This is a genomic window from Shimia sp. NS0008-38b (assembly GCF_040370365.1).
GTDB lineage: Bacteria > Pseudomonadota > Alphaproteobacteria > Rhodobacterales > Rhodobacteraceae > Shimia.
On the sequence record NZ_BAABWQ010000002.1, the window covers coordinates 836,900 to 856,375 of the forward strand.

Genomic DNA, 19,476 nt, shown 5'->3' on the forward strand with positions numbered 1-19,476 from the left:
CCCTCAGCGCTCCAAAAACACGCCAGCAGTGGCGGTCCAACTGAGCCACACCGGATCTTCCCAAGTGAACGCGCGGCGAGAAATACGCCGGTTGTTGGCGGTTTGTGCCTTGATCACTTGGCCTCCGGCCAGCTCCACATGATAGGTTGAGATATTGCCGAGATAGGCAATATCAAGCACTTTTCCCTGCACTGCATTTGCTGCATCTGTCGGCTTTTCAGCTGAAATAGAGACCTTTTCAGGTCGAATAGCGTAGTGCACCTCGGTGCCTTTGGTGATCCCTTCCAAACCGGTGCCGTGGATCGCGGGTTGACCTTCAGCCCAGTGCATTTGCACCGTGTCACCTTTCGGGTCGGCTTTGCCGCGCATCAAGTTCACCTCGCCGATGAAGTCTGCCACATAGGTGGAGTTCGGCGCCTCGTAGATCACGTCAGGGGTAGAAACCTGAATGATCTTGCCGTGATCCATCACCGCAACGCGGCTGGCGACCGTCATGGCCTCTTCTTGATCGTGGGTTACAATCACAAAAGTTGTGCCGGTCTTCTCCTGAATGTCCATCAGCTCAAACTGGGTGTCTTGGCGCAGTTTCTTATCCAACGCGCCAAGCGGCTCATCCAGCAGCAACAATTTGGGCGCTTTGGCCAAGGATCGCGCCAGCGCGACACGTTGGCGTTGGCCACCGGACACTTGATGGGGCTTGCGACGGGCAAATGTCTCCATCCGGGTCAAGCGCAGCATCTCGTCTACGCGTTGAGCAATCTGATCTTTGGGCAGGTTGTCGCGTTTGAGTCCAAAGGCAATGTTGTCCCAGATTGAGAGATGCGGAAACAGCGCGTAGGATTGGAACATCATGTTCACAGCGCGTTTGTTGGGTGGGATAGGCGCAATGTTCTGCCCAGCAAGCAGGATGTTGCCTTCGGTAGGGTTTTCAAATCCCGCCAGCATGCGCATCATGGTGGTCTTTCCACAGCCCGAAGGCCCCAAGAGCGCAAAGAATTCACGCTCAAAGATATCGACAGTCAGATTGTCGATGGCGGTAAAATCGCCAAAACGTTTGGTCACATTCTGAAACTGGATCAAGGGTTTTGCGTTGGGATCTTCCCAAGGGGCAAACGCATCAAGCGCCATGGCGGTCTCCGGGGGGTGTCAGTGGCAAGACGAGGGCCCGCGCAATTTTTGCGCGAGCCCGGTGTTGTCGCGGCTTAGGTGCCGGATTTGATTTTGGTCCACATACGGGTGACCACGCGCTGTACCTTTGGAGGGTAAGGCGAGGTTGTGTAGAGGTTTTCCAAAGTCGCTTCATCCGGATAGATCGCAGGATCACCGATCACATCTTCTTCCAACATCGGTTGGGAGGCTTTGTTGCCGTTGGCATAATAAACGTAGTTAGACGCATCCGCCATGTTCTGCGCATCCATGATGAAGTTCAGGAACGTGTGTGCGGCTTCCGAATTAGGGGCGTCAACTGGAATGGCCATTTGGTCAAACCACATAAGCGCACCCTCGGATGGGGCGTTGTAGGCGATTTCCACTCCGTTCTCCGCTTCCCATGCACGGTCACGCGCCTGAAGAATGTCACCGGACCACCCCACGGCCACGCAGATGTCGCCATTTGCCAGACCGTTGATGTACTCAGAGCTGTGGAATTTCTGAATGTGAGGCGCAATCGCGGTGAACAGGGGTTCTGCTTTGGCGATCACTTTTGGATCGTGGCTATCAGGGTCTTCGCCCAGATAGGCCAACGCAGCTGGGATCATTTCATCTGGAGCATCCAGAACATGCACGCCACAGGACGCCAGTTTTTCCATGTTTGCGGGATCAAAGATCAATTCCAAAGAGCCAATAGGTGCATCTGCGCCGAGCACTTCTTGCACCTTACCAACGTTCACGCCAATGCCGGTGGTCCCCCACATATAGTTGATGGAGTATTCATTGCCGGGGTCGTAGCTCTCGGTGCGGGCTTCGATCACATCCCACATGTTGCCCGCATTGGTCAGCTTGGATTTGTCGAGCTTCTGAAACGCACCAGCTGAAATTTGGCGCTGCAGGAACGTGCCTGATGGCACAACAACGTCGTAGCCGGAATTACCTGCGAGCATTTTGGTTTCCAAAACGTCATTGCTATCGAACACGTCATAAATGAGCTTGATGCCAGTCTCTTCTTCAAATTTGGCCAGAAGCGCTTCGTCGATGTAGTCGGACCAATTGTACACGCGCACTTCGTCGGCAGCAGCAGCCGTTGCGCCCAGCGCCAGAGTGGCGGCCAGCGTGATGAAGGATGTCTTCATAATATTCTCCCGTTGGATGCCGGGCTGTGTCCCGGTCAAATTCTGTGAGATTAATTTGATCAAGTTTTTGCGTTATGGCAACATACTTGTGCATTTTGCCCGCCGCTGTAGGTTCAGACACATCACTTCGGGCATGGGATTGCACAAATGGAAGGCACTGGTAATTTGGCACAAGGGTTTGAACAAAGCGATGAAAACGCGCCACGCGTGCCGGTGCATCAACAAGTCTATGCCCAACTGAGAGACGCGGTTCTTTTTGGGGAGCTTGCACCAGGACAGGCGGTGACCATCCAGGGCCTGATCAAGCGCACAGGTGCAGGCATGACACCCATTCGCGAGGCGATTCGCCGCTTGACCAGTGAGGGTGCGCTGGAATTTCAAGGCAACCGCCGGGTGGTTGTCCCTCTGTTGACTTTGGATACCATAGACGACCTTATTTTCCTCAGAGAATCTGTGGAAACGCGGCTAGCCGAGCGCGCGGCTTCCCGCGTAACCGAAGCGCAGATTGCGCGGTTAGAAGCGATTGATGCACGCCTGGACGATGCGATCACACGGGGGGATGTCCCCGCGTACCTGCGTCGAAACTACGACTTTCATGCGTTGCTCTACGGGGCGGCTCAAGCCCCGATTCTCTTGGATGTAGCCGACAGTGTTTGGCTGCGCTTTGGGCCATCAATGCGCGTTGTATGTGGTCGTATGGGAACCCAAAACCTTCCGGACAATCACAAAACCGCTTTGGCCGCTTTGCGCGCTCAAGACACAGATGCGGCCGCCGAAGCCATGCGCGAAGACGTGGTTCAGGGCATGGAACAGATCCGCGCGGCGATGTTGGATGGAACTGGTTTCAGCGACGTGATTGACTAATCAAAATTTGATCATATTTTTGGAAGAGATATTCGGGGCCGTGTGCATTACCTGCGCCCCGCCCTTTTTGCTCTGCGAGGTTTGCCATGAACGCGATCACCAACCATCTGCCCACAGCGGAACTTCAGGCGCTGGATGTGGCGCATCATATGCACCCGTTTTCCACTCAGAATGAGTTCAATGAGACCGGTGCGCGGGTGATCACACAGGCCAAAGGTGTGACGCTGACAGACAGTGAAGGCAACCAGATCTTGGATGCGATGGCGGGCCTTTGGTGTGTAAACATTGGCTATGGTCGCGAAGAGTTGGCTGACGTGGCTGCGCGGCAGATGCGCGAACTTCCGTACTACAACACGTTCTTCAAGACCACTCATGTGCCGGTGATTGCTTTGTCGGCAAAGCTGGCGGAGTTGGCACCAGGTGATTTGAATCACGTGTTTTATGCTGGGTCGGGCTCTGAGGCCAATGACACCAATCTGCGCTTGGTCCGACACTACTGGTCGGCCAAAGGCAAACCCAGCAAAACCGTTTTTATCAGCCGCAAGAACGCCTATCACGGGTCCACAGTGGCAGGCGCAAGTTTGGGTGGCATGGTGCCCATGCACCAACAAGGCAGCCTGCCAATCCCTGACATTCACCACATCAACCAGCCAAATTGGTGGTCTGAGGGCGGTGACTTATCGCCCGAAGAGTTTGGCCTGCAGCGCGCAAAGGAGCTGGAGGAAGCCATTCTTGAATTAGGTGAGGACCGTGTGGCCGCCTTCATTGCCGAGCCCATTCAAGGTGCAGGTGGCGTGATCGTCCCCCCCGAGACCTACTGGCCAGAAATTCAGCGAATCTGTGACAAATACGAGATCCTGCTGATCGCCGACGAAGTGATTTGTGGATTTGGACGCACCGGCAACTGGTTTGGCAGCCAAACCGTGGGCATCAAGCCGCACATCATGTCGATCGCCAAAGGTCTGTCGTCAGGCTACGCGCCAATTGGTGGCTCCATAGTGTGCGATGAGGTGGCCGAAGTTGTCGGCGCAACCGAATTCAACCACGGCTACACATATTCGGGTCATCCCGTATCCTGCGCAGTCGCATTGGAGAACCTGCGCATTCTGGAAGAAGAGCAAGTCATTGAGCATGTTCGCGATAACGTGGCCCCATATCTGAAAACCAAATGGGAAGCCCTGACCAACCATCCTCTGGTCGGTGAAGCGAAAATTGTTGGCATGATGGGCTCAATCGCGCTGACGCCCAACAAAACGACCCGTGCCGCCTTTGCAGCAGAGACCGGGACAGTGGGTTATAAATGCCGTGAGCATTGTTTCAGCAACAACTTGGTGATGCGTCATGTAGGCGACAGGATGATTATTTCGCCTCCTTTGGTAATGACTCGCGATGAGGTCGATGTGTTGATTGATCGCGCAACCCGCGCACTTGATCAAACATTTGATCAGGTTAAAGCAGAGGGTCTTTACAAGTAGATCGCCAATAGTTTGTGCAAACTCGATGCTTCGAGCGGCAATGCTGCTCGAAGCAATTTCTTTTTTTCAGATCGAGTACACTTGCAACATTTCATTTCAAAACAGAAAATTGCCGCAAGGAATTGCGCATTTCAGAGCCCATTCTCTGCTATTTTCGCAAGAAATCGACCGTTCTGATGTTTAGCATGACGAAAAAAAGACACGAAGCGTCGCAATTGGCTATCGGAAAAAATCAAGGCTTGCCAAACTTTCCCTTAGGAAATGCGGGTTGCGCTTCTCAACACAGGTGTGGTTACACTTGGAACAGATGAGCAGAGAAAATCTGCCGACAGAAAACACAGGGAGCCGATTTTGGCTGATAGTGCATCTAACGACGCGTTTGTCGAGTTCGACCGCGTTCAGAAGAGCTATGACGGTGAGACACTCGTCGTCAAAGACTTGAACCTAAGCCTGCCGAAAGGTGAGTTTCTGACCATGCTGGGGCCATCAGGGTCCGGCAAGACCACATGCCTAATGATGTTGGCCGGTTTTGAAACTGCGACACACGGCGACATTCGCCTCGGCGGCACATCGATCAACAACATTCCACCGCACAAACGCGGCATCGGTATGGTGTTCCAAAATTACGCGCTGTTCCCCCACATGACGATTGCGGAGAACCTGAGCTTTCCTCTGGAAGTGCGCAAAATGGGCAAAACCGACCGTGAAGCGAAAATCAAACGGGCACTGGACATGGTGGAAATGGGGGCCTTTGGCGGCCGCCGCCCCGCCCAACTGTCTGGTGGACAACAGCAGCGAATCGCACTGGCGCGGGCACTGGTGTTTGAGCCCGAGCTTGTGCTTATGGACGAACCGCTCGGTGCGCTGGACAAACAACTGCGTGAAAAGATGCAGTTTGAGATCACCAACCTGGCTCATAATTTGGGCATCACCACAGTATACGTGACCCACGACCAGACCGAAGCGCTTACCATGTCGGACCGCGTGGCGGTGTTTGACGATGGCCGCATTCAACAACTGGACGCGCCAGACACACTCTACGAAGAACCGCAAAACAGTTTTGTGGCGCAGTTCATCGGCGAGAACAACACACTGGAAGGCACCGTAAAAGAGATCAACAACGGTCGTGCTCTGGTGCAGCTTGATGGTGGTGAAGTGATCGACTGCAACCCGGTACATGAAAGTGTGAAGCCGGGCGCGCGGACACGGGTTTCAATTCGCCCAGAGCGGGTCGAGTACAACAAAGACCGTATTCAAGAAGGTGCCCACACTCTGAAAGCAGAAGTGAAAGAGTTCATCTACATGGGTGACATCTTCCGCACGCGACTTTCGGTGGCAGGCAACGACGAGTTCGTAATCAAAACACGGAACGCGCCGGATGTGGACCGCCTGACGCCAGGTCAGCAGATTGAAATCGGTTGGCTTCCAGAAGATTGCCGCGCGTTGGAGGCCTGACAAAGGCTTGTGTGCATGAACCGGGCCGAAGATCCGGAACAACAAACAAAAAGACTATAAAATTCAACAAGGAGTGTATCCAATGAAAACCAAGCTGACAGCTCTTGCCGTCACAACTGCTCTGGTGGCACCAGCCGCTATGGCACAGGAAATGACCATCGTATCTTGGGGTGGCGCGTATTCCAAATCGCAACTCAAAGCGTATCACGAGCCCTATTCTGCGAAATCTGGCGTTAGCATCATCAACGATGACAGCTCCGCCGAAGCCGTGGCCAAGCTGCGCGCGATGAACGAAGCTGGCAACGTGACATGGGACGTTGTGGATGTTGTTGCTGCTGATGCGATCCGTCTTTGCGACGAAGGTCTGGCAATGGAAATCGATCCAGACACCATGCTTGCAGCCGCACCTGATGGCACCTCTGCCGCGGATGACTTTGGCGACCTGTTGGTCTCTGAGTGCTTCATCCCTCAGATCGTGTATTCCACCACATTCGGTTACCGCACCGACTTGGTTGGCGACACGGCTCCAACCGAAATTTGCGCCGTATTTGACACAGATGCATATCCTGGCAAGCGTTCGCTGGAAAAGCGCCCAATCAACAACATGGAATGGGCTCTGCTGTGTGACGGTGTTGCAAAAGACGATGTGTATGACGTTCTGGCCACTCCAGAAGGTCAAGATCAGGCACTGGCCAAACTCGACACCATCAAAGACGACGTGATCTGGTGGTCTGCTGGTGCTGACACACCGCAGCTTCTGGCCGATGGCGAAGTTATCATGGGTTCGACCTACAATGGTCGCCTGTTCTCTGTAATCGAAGAGCAGAAACAGCCGGTTGCCATGCTGTGGGACGCACAAGTGTTTGACCTTGACGGTTGGATCATCCCAGCAGGTCTGTCTGATGAGCGCAAAGCACAAGCTCTGGACTACATCATGTTCGCAACAGACACACAGCGTCTGGCCGATCAAGCGAAATACATCTCTTATGGTCCAGCACGTGCATCTTCTGCACCTCTGGTTGGTCAGCACGCCGAATTGGGTATCGATATGGCTCCACACATGCCAACCGATCCAAACAATGCGAAGAACACGTTCCTCTACAACTACGAGTTCTGGGCTGACTACCGTGACGACATCGACGCCAAATTCCAGGCGTGGCTGGCGAAATAAGTTCGCTTAAAGAATTGGAGTGGGGCCGCATGATGGCGGGCCCACTCCCCGCACGAAAAGATCAGGCGCATCTGAAGCCTGACACGTGAAACACAACGGGGACATTATGACCGACGCCACTTCCCAAAGCGGGCCGATGCTTGCCGCAGACGGCACACCACTGAAGAAGAGCCTCGCGCGCGCCCTTCGGCTGCAAAAAACGCGAGCGCTGCTGCTGATTGCACCGCTTCTTGTCTTTGTCCTCATCTCTTTTGTTATCCCAATCGGTTCGATGCTGTTCCGTTCCGTCGAGAACGGCATCGTGGTGGAAACTCTGCCGCTGACAGTTGCTGAGCTGGAAAACTGGGATGCCTCAACCGGCGAGTTGCCAGATGAGCCTCTCTACGCCGCTTTTGTTGCTGACATGGTGGTCGCGATTGAGGCCAAGAAACACACGCGTCTTGGTAGCCGTCTGAACTATGAACAGACCGGCATGTCGTCGCTGTTCCGGAAATCCGGTCGCCAGATCAAACGGATAGATCCGGCAACCGATGGCCCGTTTAAAGAAAAGCTGATTGATGTCGACAAGAAGTGGGGTGACCCGCAGACTTGGGCGGTTATCAAAGCGCACTCCGTAACCATTACAAATGGTTACTTTCTCAATGCCATCGACATGCAACGCACGCCCGACGGGGCTGCTGCTCAGCCAGAAGACAAGCGTATTCTGATCAAACTCTTTCAGCGCACGCTGATCATGTCGATGATGATCACTGTCAGCTGTATCATGCTGGGTTATCCCGTGGCTTGGTTGCTGGCAAACTTACCTGCGCGTACAGCCAACGTTCTGATGATATTGGTTCTGCTGCCGTTCTGGACCTCGCTTTTGGTGCGCACCTCGGCGTGGAAGGTGATGCTGCAACAACAAGGCGTGATCAACGAAGTCCTCGTGTGGATCGGGCTTGTTGCAGATGATGCACGGCTTGTGATGATCAACAACCAGTTCGGCACTGTTGTGGCGATGACCCATATCCTGCTGCCGTTTATGATCCTGCCGATGTATTCGGTGATGCAGACCATTCAGCCAACCTATTTACGCGCAGCGAAATCGATGGGCGCAACCAATTGGACGGCCTTTTGGCGCGTTTACTTCCCCCTATCAGTGCCTGGCATTGGCGCGGGATCTATCCTCGTGTTCATTCTGGCAATTGGCTACTACATCACGCCAGAAATTGTGGGCGGAACCAAAGGTGTGTTTATTTCCAACCGGATCGCATACCACATTTCCAGCTCGCTCAATTGGGGCTTGGCCGCGGCGCTTGGAACCATCCTACTGGCCGTCGTCCTGTTACTTTACTGGTGCTATGACAAGATCGTCGGCATCGACAACGTGAAATTGGGGTAAGAAACATGGCTGCACTCACTCCGATTTCCCGCAAACCCATGTCTCTGGTTCTGCCCACCACGGCAGCTGCAGGGGGCTTCTTTGGGCTCTTTATTGGTACTGCCAACGGCTCTGGTATTCTTGGTGTCTTGATTGGCGCCGCCATGGCCGTGATTGGCGCACTAATCTATATCAACCTTCTCAAGAACGAGACGCTGGGCAAATGGCTGACCATTGCGCTCTATGCGGTGCTTGGGTTTGTGTTCGGCGGTATTGCCGCCGCTATCATTGGCGCGCTCTATGGCTGGTTCATTCAATGGTTCACCTATTGGCTTTATGAGGGCCGGTATCGTGCGCGTCTGTTGCCCTACCTGACACCGGGTCAGGTGTTGTGGCATTATACCTTCCGCGTGATCTGTGGCGCGATCTTCACCTTTCTCATCACGCCAATCCTTGTGGTGATGCCACTGTCGTTTAATGCGCAGGACTTCTTTACATTTACACCTGAAATGCTGCGGCTTGATCCTGCTGGCTATTCTCTCAAGCACTATCAGGACTTCTTCACCAACAACGAATGGCAGCGTTCTTTCAAAAACTCGCTGATTATCGCCCCCATCGCCACTATCATCTCTGTCAGCCTTGGCACACTGGCCGCGATTGGCCTGTCGCAAAGCCATGTTCCGGGCCGTCGCGCCATCATGGCGGTGATGATTTCACCGATGATTGTGCCGCTGATCATTTCGGCCACCGGCATGTTCTTTTTCTACAGCCAAATCGGCAATTGGATGGAAGGCACATTGGGTCTCAACAAGACATTTGTTGGCTATGTGAAAGTGGTTTTGGCACACGCGGTGCTGGGCATTCCATTTGTGATCATCACCGTCACTGCCACATTGGTAGGTTTTGATCGCTCTCTGACCCGTGCGGCTGCCAATATGGGTGCAAACCCGGTCACAACCTTTTTCCGCGTGCAAATGCCATTGATCCTGCCCGGTGTGATTTCGGGCGGATTGTTTGCCTTTATCACGTCGTTTGACGAGGTTGTGGTGGTGCTGTTTGTCGGCTCAGCCAGCCAGAAAACGCTGCCGTGGCAAATGTTCACCGGTCTGCGTGAACAGATCAGCCCGACCATCTTGGCCGTGGCGACGATCCTTGTTGGGATTTCGATCCTACTGCTTGCAACGGTAGAGTTGCTGCGCCGGCGCTCGGAAAGGTTGCGGGGCATGTCCCCAACTTAACCTGCGTTAGGTATTTCAAAGCACATTTTGGTGATTATGGGCAAAGTCGGGGTAACCCGGCTTTGTCCGTTGATGGCCCTGTGTCATCCTGATTAAAACACTGGAGGCTCTAAATGCAGCGTCGTCACTTCCTTGCTGGCACAGCCAGCCTACTCGCCACCCCGCAAATTTTGCGTGCGGCACAGGGCGATTCATTTGAACTTATGGAACACCTGAAGCCCAAAGAGGTACGGGTAAAAAAGAAATATGGCTTTCAAGCTGGTCAGCTGGTGGTCGTATTGGCCTCATATCATCTCTACCACATGATGGATGAGCGCAACGCCGTGCGCTATGGGGTCGCGATTGGTCAGGAGGGTCTAAATTTCAAAGGCCGCGCCACCATCGAGCGCAAGGTCGAATGGCCCAGCTGGCGACCAACACAAGAAATGATCGAGCGCAATCCAGCCTACGAAAAATATGCTGACGGTATGAAAGGCGGCCCGACCAATCCACTCGGCTCCCGCGCGATGTATCTGTATCAGGACGGTCGGGATACGTTGTTTCGGATCCACGGCACCACTGCACCGCAATCGATTGGCACACCGAGCTCCAATGGCTGTATCCGCATGGTAAACGAGCACATCGAATACCTTTACGAACAAGTTCCAATGGGCAGTGAAGTCATTGTATTCACCGGGCGCGAGGCCTAAACCACCACGCTATCGCAGCTCTTTGAGCAATTTTAGTGACGCGTAGCCATCTGGCTTCAGACCGACAGAGTGTTGGTAGGCCCGCACAGCCTGAATGGTAAGCGGGCCGATTTTGCCGTCGATCTTTTGTGTGTCAAATCCAGCCCGGGTCAGGCGGCGTTGCAGCTCTTTGCGCTCTTTGAAGGTCAGTGCCCGATCCCCACGCGGCCACGTGGCTTGAATGGCTGGACCCCCTTCGATGCGATCGCTCAGATGACCCACCCCGATCACATAAGCGTCCGCGGTATTGTACTGCTCAATCGCTGCGAAGTTCTGGAAAATCATAAAGGCTGCACCCTGACTGCCTGCTGGCAGAAGGATCGACGCGGATCCGTGGTTGGGTACTGCGCGACCTTGCATGTCCCGCACACCAAGCTTCGCCCAAGCGCTTGGCGTCTTTAGGTTTTTCCGGTTGGCCGCGGCGTAGTCAAAGTTTGAGGGCAGTGTGACCTCTACACCCCAGGGCTGCCCCGTAACCCATCCCGATTGCTTGAGGTACGCAGCGGTGGAAGCTAAGGCGTCGGTGGGGTCGTCTGACCAGATGTCACGCTTACCGTCACCAGTGAAATCCACCGCAAAGGACAGGTAGGACGTTGGAATGAACTGAGTATGGCCCATGGCGCCGGCCCAACTGCCGGTCATGCCCGCCGCTCTGACATCGCCGTTTTGCAGAATCTTCAATGCAGCGGTGAGTTGCTGTTCAAAAAACTCTCCACGCCTCCCATCGTAGGCCAAAGTTGCCAAAGCTTCTATGATTTGGGTGCTGCCCTTGTATGTGCCATAAGCGCTCTCCAAGCCCCAGACCGCCACAATGACTTCTTTTTTGACGCCGTAGTGCGCTTCAATACGCTCTAGTTTTTCGCGATGTTTGCTCAGGGCAGCTTGGCCGTTTTTTATGCGCGTGTCAGAGGTCGCGCTGTCCAAATACTCCCAGATTGTCTTGGTGAACTCGCTTTGATTTCGGTCCTTTTGGATAACGTTGGTGTTGTATTGCACACCATGGAACGCCTCATCAAACACCGACGCGCTGATTCCTGACCGTATCGCCCGCGATCGATACCCATCAATCCAACGCTGAAACCCGTTGTTGGCGGCTGCCGTTGGGGCAAGTTCGGGCGCGTTAAGGTCAGCCGAAAGAGGGCGTAACACAGGACGCAACGACGCCGTTGGAGCGGATGCCTGATACACCAGCGGCTCTGCCGAAGACACAGCCGGTACAGGTCGGACCATTGGGCGCACGGCTGGTGTTGGCGCAGCAGCCGCCGACACCGTTGTTGCCAGTGCGATGGCACAAAAACCTGCACACTTACCTGTAACCCACATGGCTCTGCTCCTCGCCTGTTTTTACAAAGTGTAACGCGAAGCACTGGATGGCAAAAGCGATCATAATCGCAACCGCGAGGATTTGCCGATCAGCTCTTCACTGCGGCTTGTCGGTCCAGTAACTCCGCGTGCAGCTGCGCTTTAAAAGCGCGCAACATTGGGATGCGCCGTGGTCGAAACGATTTGTCTGTCACCTGTAAGTTGGCCATGCGGTCCAACCGGAAGGAGCGGAATGCTTCGCGCAGATGGCAGTACGCCAACAAACAATGTGCGCTTTGCATAAACACAATCGACAGCGGATCCACACGACGTGTGGTGCGATGCCCGTCTACATCTGCATAGTCAAAGATCACAGTCCGCTCCTCCCATGCAGCCTGACGCAAAGTGCCGGCATTGACCCCCGGCGGAGGCGGCCTCTGAAAGCGTTTTGCGGTGAGAACAGCGTGTTTAAGGCGATGAGACTGCGCTTCTGGTAGACGCGACTTAAGCTTTGTTAGAGCCGATTTGGCTGATTTTGCTAAGGACGGATCGCCGACCTCCATGACCTCGTTGAGACCAACAACCAATGCTTCGATTTCCTCCGGGAGAAAACCTAGTGGCGGCAGTGTCGCATCCTCTACAAGAGTGAACCCAAACCCAGCTTCGCCGTCAATCACCGCCCCCAGACCGCGTAGCGTATCGATATCGCGATAGATCGTGCGCTCGGATACGCCCGTTTCTTGTGCCAAAGCTTGCGCAGTGGCGGGAGGTGGCAGATCACGCAGCGCCTGCATCAATTGGAAGAGTCTGTCAGTGCGGCTCATAATTTTTGATACTGCGCCATACTGACAAAAATTGGCAAGAGCCTCCGTTAGATCATAGCCATCATTTTAAGGAGTTCAAAATGCAGCTTGTTATCTTTCCCGGCAATGAAGCCCTGCCCAGCCATTCCCCCTTTTGCCTTAAGGCCATGTGTCTGCTTGAAATGGCAAAGGAGCTTTGGGAGCCCGAATATTCCACCGATGTGTCCGTTGGGCCGCTTGGCAAACTGCCTTTTCTCCGTGTCGGCGATCAGTTGATCCCGGACAGTTCCAACATTGAAGATTTTTTGTCGGAACGAGGCGCGAATTTTTATCCGGGTCTGTCACCGGCCGAAATCTCTGAGGCGCATGCGCTGAAATCAATGGTGGAGCACAGCCTTGTGCTTTGTATGGTTCATGACCGCTGGCTACACGAGGATGTGTGGCCTCTCATGCGAGATGAGTTTTTCGCACAAGCGCCTAAAGAAATGCGCGCGGAGATTGCTGTCCCCGCCCAAGACAGCGTACGCGCTGGCTTGATGGGACACGGCATTGCGCGCTTCTCACCCAAAGATCGCAAGGCACGGTTTGACAGGGATTTGGCCACAATAGACTCTAAACTTGGTAACAAGCCCTTCTTGTTTGGCGAAAATCCGTCCTCTGCAGATGCCACGATCGCGCCGGTATTGGATATGATCATGCGCTTGCCCGCCCACACCGATTTGCGCGCAGCAACGCGCGCCAAACCCGCGTTCCAGCCCTATGTCGATCGGGTGCGCGCTGCACTGTATCCGGACATGTCCGTATATGCCTCCGCGGTTACTTCCGCTGCCGAGTGACCTTGCGTTTGGTCTTGGCCGCCTTGTGTTTTGCCTTGGCGGCCTTGCGCCGGGGTGGGCCACCGCGGCCTCGGCCACCTTTACCACCACGACCTGCCCGCTTGATCAGCTCACCATCCAAGGAGAGCAGCTCAAGGGCGATGCCTCCTGTGATTGGCGCCGCTTCCGTCAAACGCGCTGTAACCCGTTGCCCCAAACCAATCACAATGCCGGTATCAGAGCCCAATAGTGTGTTGGTTTCCGCATCAAAGTGGAAGTACTCGCGCCCCAGCTCTCGCATCGGGATCAGGCCATCAGCGCCGGTTTCATCGAGCTTCACAAAAACGCCAAAGCGGGCAATGCCACTGATCCGACCTGTGAATTCATTGCCGATCCGCTCGGACATATAGGCGGCAAGGTAGCGATCTGTGGTGTCTCGTTCCGCCAGCATCGAGCGGCGCTCGGTCTCCGAAATATGTTTTGCGGTCTCTTCCAGCCGTTCAATCATTTGTGGCGTTAGACCATCGTCACCCCAACCATGCGCCGTGATCAGGGCGCGGTGCACAACCAAGTCTGCATAGCGACGAATGGGAGAGGTGAAATGCGCATAAGCCCGTAGTGCGAGACCAAAATGACCAAAGTTCTGTGGCGTGTAGTAGGCCTGTGTCATCGAGCGCAGCGTGGAGATGTTGATAAGCTCTGACTGTTCGGTGCCCGCAGCTGCGACGAGCAGCTGGTTTAGGTGGCGGGTTTGCAGCACCTGACCTTTGGCCAGTGTCAGCCCCGCAGACTGTGCGGTGTCGCGCAGCGCGTTGAGCTTTTCTGGGCTGGGTTCTTCGTGGACACGGAACAACAGCGGCGACTTTTTGGCGATCAGTGTTTCCGCAGCACAGACATTGGCCAGCACCATAAACTCTTCAATCAGCTTATGGGCGTCAAATCGGTCTCGGAAGTTCACAGAGGTCACTTCGCCCGCATCAGAGAGCTCAATTTTGCGCTCAGGCAGATCAAGCGCCAGAGGTTGACGCTCCGCCTTTGCAGTTTTTAGAGCCTCATATGCAGCATAGAGCGGCGTGATGATCTCATCCATCAGCGGCGCGCAACGCTCGTTTGGGTGACCGTCTTGGGCCTGCTGCACCTCGCCGTAGTGCAACGAGGCGACAGAGCGTATCATCGCGCGGCTGAAACGGTGATCAATCTTTTTGCCTTTGTCATCGATCTGAATGCGCAGAGCCAGCACGGCACGGGGCACCCCTTCGTGCAGAGAGCACAGATCACCAGACAGACGATCAGGCAACATTGGCACAACGCGATCAGGGAAATAGCTGGAATTGCCACGCTTGTGCGCCTCGCGGTCCAGCTCCGTGCCACCAACAACATATTGTGCAACGTCAGCAATGGCGACCCAGAGCACATGTCCCCCTGGGTTTTTCGGATCGTCATCTGCGTGGGCCCAACAGGCGTCATCATGATCACGTGCGTCCGCCGGGTCGATTGTGACAAACGGCATTTCACGCAGATCTTCGCGCGCGCCCAAAGGCGCAGGTTTGGCGTTATCAGACTCTAATATCACTGCATCCGGGAAACTGTCTGGAATTCCGTGTTGATGGATCGCGATCAGCGAGACAGCTTTGGGTGCCGTAGGGTCCCCAATGCGCGCCACAACGCGGGCGCGCGGCAAACCAAGACGGCCACGGGGCCCAGATTGTTCTGCTTCCACCAGTTCACCGTCTTTGGCACCGCCAATTTGGTCAGAGGGTACCGACCACTCTTTGCCGTCACCTTTGTCGATGGGCAGGATGCGCCCGCCCTCTGCCGTCTTGCGAAACATACCCAACACACGCTGCGCGTTCACACCGATGCGGCGGATCAAACGCGCCTCAAATTGGACATCTGCGCCTTCAAGTTTGGTCAGGCGTCCCAAAATGCGGTCTCCAGCTCCCAAGGCGGGATCGGAGGCGCGTGTGATCACGATTATCTTGGGCTCATCTCCCTCGCCGTGCCACTCCAAAGGGCGTGCAAAAAGATCACCGTCCGCATCCGTCTCCAAAATTTGCAACACCGTGACGGGCGGCAAGCTTTCTGGATCGCGGTAGGTCTTCCGGCGCTTCTGCAAATGGCCTTCAGCCTCCAGCTCTTTGAGAAGACGCTTGAGGTCAATGCGGGCAGCACCTTTGATGCCAAAAGCTTTGGCGATGTCGCGTTTGGAGGTGAGGGTCGGGTTCTCGGAAATCCATTCAAGGACTTCCTCTTTGCTGGGCATAGGCATACGCTCGGCCTAACACGGGTTTTGAGAGAGGTCACGTGGGAAAGAACGCGGGTATGAAGGGGGACGGCCGACCGCCCTAATTCAAGTCTGCGATCATTTTAAAGAACCTTAAGCCTTAGAAGCGTGCCAGATCGGTGACAGTGTCCACATCCGAAAGCGTGGCAACGGTGGCAATGCGTGCGTCAGGCATAGTTGCGATACTGTCGGCAAGCGCATGCGGCGTGGACCAGCGCACATTTTTAAAGAGCATGGGCTTGGGAGGGTGCTTCATACCAACAAGCCAAAATCCCCCATCTGGAGCCGGACCAAAGACCGCGTCATGAGTGCCCAGTGCGTTGAAGGCCTGCACGATATGTTTTGGGGTGATACCAGGAATATCGGCACCGATGATGCACGTTGGGCCAGGCAACACCCTCAACTGACGTGCCATGCGTTCCCCGAGATCGCCACGGCCTTGCGGTACGCGTGTAAGGTGGGTGGGCCAGCGGCGCGAGGTGAGCACGGATGTATCGGGTGTCAATGCGAGAATGAGCCGCCAACGTGGATCGTCCAAACGGCGTAAAAGCGCCGCGGATTGGTGGCGAAACCACCATGCCGCTGCGGTCATGCCGATGTCTCGACCCAGACGCGTTTTGACACGCCCCGGACGAGGGTCTTTCAGCATCACAACCAAATTGGGGCGGGGTTTAGGCAAAATAGTCTCGCAAAATGCGGCTGTAGATCGCTTTGAGTTGATGAATTTGATCCACTGGGACCTGTTCATCCACCTGATGCATGGTTTTGCCAACCAGGCCAAATTCGACCACCGGACAGTGATGCTGCACAAAACGGGCATCAGAAGTGCCCCCAGACGTGGAAAGCTCTGGACGGCGGCCAGTTTCAGCCTCCACCGAGTTGGCCACGAGATCCGACAGAGCACCGGGAGGTGTGATGAAGCTCTCGCCAGATACTGACACTTTGAGATCCACGGCAACGCCGCTTTCAAGTGCAATAGTGTCTGATTTTTCCCGCATCCATGCGGTCAGCGAAGCCCCAGAGTGCGCATCATTGAACCGAATGTTCACTGTGGCGCGGCACTCCGCAGGGATCACGTTGGTCGCAAGATTGCCAGTGTCCATTGTGACAACCGCCAACGTAGATGCGTCAAAATGCTCGGTGCCTGTGTCTAACGTGTGACTGGCAAATTGATCCATTAGGCGGGCCATTACGGGCAGTGGGTTATTGGCACGGTGCGGGTAAGCTGCATGGCCTTGGATGCCTGTGAAGGTAAAGAAGGCATTAAGCGAACCCCGCCGACCGATTTTCATCATCTCACCCATCTCGTTTGGGCAGGTTGGCTCCCCAACCAGACAGACCGACTTTTGCTCGTTTTGCGCGTTCATATAGTCCAACAGAGCAGTTGTACCATCGGTAGCGTCACCTTCCTCATCCCCGGTAATGGTGAGGATGATTGCACCATATGGCGGTGTGTTAGAGACAAAATCGACGGCAGCGGCCGCAAATGCAGCTACGCCGGATTTCATGTCGGTTGCGCCCCGGCCATACATGACACCCTCTTTGATCTCTGCCCCAAACGGGTCAACAGACCAAGCAGCCTCATCTCCCACCGGAACCACATCCGTGTGACCATTAAAACCAAAGGTTTTGGCGTGACCTTTTGGCCCCCAACGGGCAAAGAGATTGCAGACGGCCCCGCGATCCACACGCACACACTCAAAACCTGCACCCGACAGCAACTCTTGCAGATGTACCAGCGCACCGCCTTCGTCCGGAGTGACAGACGGGCAGCGGATCAAGTCTGCGGTCAATTGTGCGGCATCAGTGTTGGTCATCGCAGGCAGTCCTTATTGGCATGGGCGTGGTTGGAGCCGTTTTGAGCAGTGGCTGCGGTTTTGGCACAGGCAGGCGGGGCCGGAAAGCCACAATTCGGACACAAAGCGGTGTGGCTCCTCTTAACAACTCAAAAAATATACTGTTTACTTGTGGCAATAACAAATGACCGAGGCAGGTCACCAGCAGTTCGGCTCAAGAGCCAGGGATCCCAAAAACGCATCTTGAAATGCGGGGAGTCCGTTTTTGCATCCTCTTCAGGCGGGGGTGGTGTTGTGTGATGTGTTTGCGGCGAACAGAGGCGAGCACATATGCCACGATTGCCAGTCAACACCGGCGCATCCGCTATGGACATGGCGGAAACCATCTTCGGGGATGAGATTGAAATCCTTTCAGCCTCCTACAACGGGCAAAACTCGTCTTCAGGGATCTACACAAATGGTGACAGTGTATCACCGGATGTAACCCCCAGTGACGAAGGGGTGATCCTGTCCACAGGCCAGGCCAGAAATTTCACAAACCGATCAGGTGGTTTCAACCAGCGCACCAACAGATCCTCTGACACCAACGGCGAAGACAACAACGCAGAATTCAACGCGGTGGCTGGGACCAATACCTATGACGCGTCATATCTGGATGTGTCTTTTGTTGCGACTGAAGCCGGGCAAATGACAATGCAATTTGTCTTCGCGTCCGAAGAATACCCCGAATACGTCAGTTCAATTTATCAGGATTTTGTCGCTGTCTCGATCAACGGCACGTATATCCCGCTGGAAATCGGGGATGGCGATGTCGACCCCGGCAACATTAATAGCGGCGAAAACGAAAGTCTCTTCGTGAACAACACTGGCGGTATCTACAATACCGAAATGGACGGCTTCACGATGACCATGACACTCACCTTTGATATCATCGAAGGGGTGAATGACCTGCGCATTGTGATAGCGGACGTGTCTGACAGCTCTTACGACAGCTCGCTGCTGATCGCAGGGGGCTCCTTGCAAACGTCGTTGGTGGCCAACACAGATACCGTGAACATCGCCCCAGATGGCACCCGTACAGTAGATTTGCTGGCCAATGACGTGAATGGGACCGGAAACAGCATCACCATAACCCATATTTTAGGCCAGCCAATTTCGGTTGGGTCTCCGGTAACCTTGCCAACGGGCCAAATCATCTCGATCGATATCAACGGGATCATCACCATTCAGGCGGATGGCGATGAGGAAGTTGTGAACTTCACCTATACGGTGGATGATGGAAACGGCATCACTGACGTTGGATATGTCACCGTCACGCAAGCGCCTTGCTTCACCGCCGGTACCTTTATTCGTACACCAAACGGCGAAGTGCCGGTTGAGTGTTTGCAAGTGGGTGATCTTGTCGAGACATTGGACAACGGACCACAGCCGCTGCGCTGGATCGGTAAGCGCCGTGTGGCCGCGGAAGGCAAACTGGCTCCGATTCACATTGCCGAAAACACCTTTGGGGACCACCGCAGCCTGACGTTGTCGCCATTGCACCGTGTGATGGTGCAAGATTGCTGGGCAGAGTTACTGTTTGGCGAAGATCAGGTGCTGGTGGCCGCGCGCGACTTGGTGAACGATTCAACCGTGCGCCGCGTTCCGGGTGGCGTCGTGGAATACGTGCACATCCTGTTTGACGAACACCAGATCGTATTTTCAGAAAAACTGCCCACCGAAAGCTTTTTGCCCGGCCCGCAAACAGCGGAGAGTTTTGAACCCGAGATCGTTGAGGAGATCTGTTCTATTTTTCCGGAAATCGACCGCCATTCTGGCGAAGGTTATGGCCCAATGGCTCGGCGCGGATTGCGCAGTTTTGAAGTGGCCGCGATGGCCCAATGGGCGGCAGAGTAAG

General features: G+C 54.8%; 16 protein-coding genes. 9 read left to right on the plus strand and 7 right to left on the minus strand.

Annotation, left to right across the window (positions count from 1 at the left end):
• Positions 1-3: 3 nt before the first annotated feature.
• Positions 4-1,128 carry an ABC transporter ATP-binding protein gene (locus ABWV47_RS10195; protein ID WP_353311363.1) on the minus strand — a complete coding sequence of 375 codons (1,125 nt, stop codon included), beginning with the start codon at positions 1,126-1,128 and terminating at the stop codon, positions 4-6.
• A 74-nt stretch (positions 1,129-1,202) separates the two neighbouring features.
• A complete protein-coding gene (locus tag ABWV47_RS10200; protein ID WP_353311365.1) occupies positions 1,203-2,288 on the minus strand; it encodes a polyamine ABC transporter substrate-binding protein in 1,086 nt (361 codons plus the stop codon).
• A 147-nt stretch (positions 2,289-2,435) separates the two neighbouring features.
• Between ABWV47_RS10200 and ABWV47_RS10205 the strand changes: the two genes are divergently transcribed.
• The 7 genes from ABWV47_RS10205 to ABWV47_RS10235 all read left to right on the plus strand — a co-directional run bounded on the left by ABWV47_RS10205 (position 2,436) and on the right by ABWV47_RS10235 (position 10,540).
• A complete protein-coding gene (locus ABWV47_RS10205) occupies positions 2,436-3,152 on the plus strand; it encodes a GntR family transcriptional regulator (RefSeq protein ID WP_353311367.1) in 717 nt (238 codons plus the stop codon).
• An 86-nt stretch (positions 3,153-3,238) separates the two neighbouring features.
• Positions 3,239-4,627: an aspartate aminotransferase family protein gene (locus ABWV47_RS10210; RefSeq protein WP_353311369.1), complete on the plus strand. Its 1,389-nt coding sequence runs from the start codon at positions 3,239-3,241 to the stop codon at positions 4,625-4,627.
• 351 nt (positions 4,628-4,978) lie between these two features.
• Positions 4,979-6,082 (plus strand): ABC transporter ATP-binding protein, encoded by a 1,104-nt coding sequence (locus tag ABWV47_RS10215; protein WP_353311370.1) that lies wholly within the window; start codon positions 4,979-4,981, stop codon positions 6,080-6,082.
• A gap of 82 nt (positions 6,083-6,164) precedes the next feature.
• Complete coding sequence (locus tag ABWV47_RS10220) at positions 6,165-7,253, plus strand: extracellular solute-binding protein (RefSeq protein WP_353311372.1); 1,089 nt, start codon at positions 6,165-6,167, stop codon at positions 7,251-7,253.
• Positions 7,254-7,359: 106 nt separating this feature from the next.
• Positions 7,360-8,634, plus strand: a complete 1,275-nt coding sequence (locus tag ABWV47_RS10225; RefSeq protein ID WP_353311374.1) for an ABC transporter permease — start codon at positions 7,360-7,362, stop codon at positions 8,632-8,634.
• Positions 8,635-8,639: 5 nt separating this feature from the next.
• Positions 8,640-9,851: an ABC transporter permease gene (locus ABWV47_RS10230; protein ID WP_353311376.1), complete on the plus strand. Its 1,212-nt coding sequence runs from the start codon at positions 8,640-8,642 to the stop codon at positions 9,849-9,851.
• Between the two features lie 113 nt (positions 9,852-9,964).
• The gene (locus ABWV47_RS10235; protein ID WP_353311378.1) at positions 9,965-10,540 is read left to right on the plus strand and encodes a L,D-transpeptidase; all 576 of its coding nucleotides are present in this window, start codon (positions 9,965-9,967) and stop codon (positions 10,538-10,540) included.
• Between the two features lie 9 nt (positions 10,541-10,549).
• On the opposite strand, the gene ABWV47_RS10240 is transcribed toward ABWV47_RS10235, so the two are convergent.
• Both ABWV47_RS10240 and ABWV47_RS10245 read right to left on the minus strand, forming a co-directional pair.
• Positions 10,550-11,902, minus strand: a complete 1,353-nt coding sequence (locus ABWV47_RS10240; RefSeq protein ID WP_502959695.1) for a lytic murein transglycosylase — start codon at positions 11,900-11,902, stop codon at positions 10,550-10,552.
• An 89-nt stretch (positions 11,903-11,991) separates the two neighbouring features.
• The gene (locus ABWV47_RS10245; RefSeq protein ID WP_353311380.1) at positions 11,992-12,705 is read right to left on the minus strand and encodes a helix-turn-helix transcriptional regulator; all 714 of its coding nucleotides are present in this window, start codon (positions 12,703-12,705) and stop codon (positions 11,992-11,994) included.
• Between the two features lie 80 nt (positions 12,706-12,785).
• Between ABWV47_RS10245 and ABWV47_RS10250 the strand changes: the two genes are divergently transcribed.
• Positions 12,786-13,520 carry a glutathione S-transferase family protein gene (locus ABWV47_RS10250; RefSeq protein WP_353311382.1) on the plus strand — a complete coding sequence of 245 codons (735 nt, stop codon included), beginning with the start codon at positions 12,786-12,788 and terminating at the stop codon, positions 13,518-13,520.
• On the opposite strand, the gene rnr is transcribed toward ABWV47_RS10250, so the two are convergent.
• The 3 genes from rnr to dapE form a co-directional block, all read right to left on the minus strand.
• A complete protein-coding gene (rnr, locus tag ABWV47_RS10255; protein WP_353311384.1) occupies positions 13,501-15,762 on the minus strand; it encodes a ribonuclease R in 2,262 nt (753 codons plus the stop codon). The genes ABWV47_RS10250 and rnr overlap by 20 nt on opposite strands.
• A 121-nt stretch (positions 15,763-15,883) precedes the next feature.
• The gene (locus ABWV47_RS10260; protein ID WP_353311386.1) at positions 15,884-16,432 is read right to left on the minus strand and encodes a TIGR04282 family arsenosugar biosynthesis glycosyltransferase; all 549 of its coding nucleotides are present in this window, start codon (positions 16,430-16,432) and stop codon (positions 15,884-15,886) included.
• 22 nt (positions 16,433-16,454) lie between these two features.
• Entirely contained in the window at positions 16,455-17,600 is a 1,146-nt protein-coding gene (dapE, locus tag ABWV47_RS10265) for a succinyl-diaminopimelate desuccinylase (protein WP_353311388.1), read from the minus strand.
• 309 nt (positions 17,601-17,909) lie between these two features.
• On the opposite strand from dapE, the gene ABWV47_RS10270 reads away from it, so the two are divergent.
• Positions 17,910-19,475 carry a Hint domain-containing protein gene (locus tag ABWV47_RS10270; RefSeq protein ID WP_353311390.1) on the plus strand — a complete coding sequence of 522 codons (1,566 nt, stop codon included), beginning with the start codon at positions 17,910-17,912 and terminating at the stop codon, positions 19,473-19,475.
• Position 19,476 lies beyond the last annotated feature (1 nt).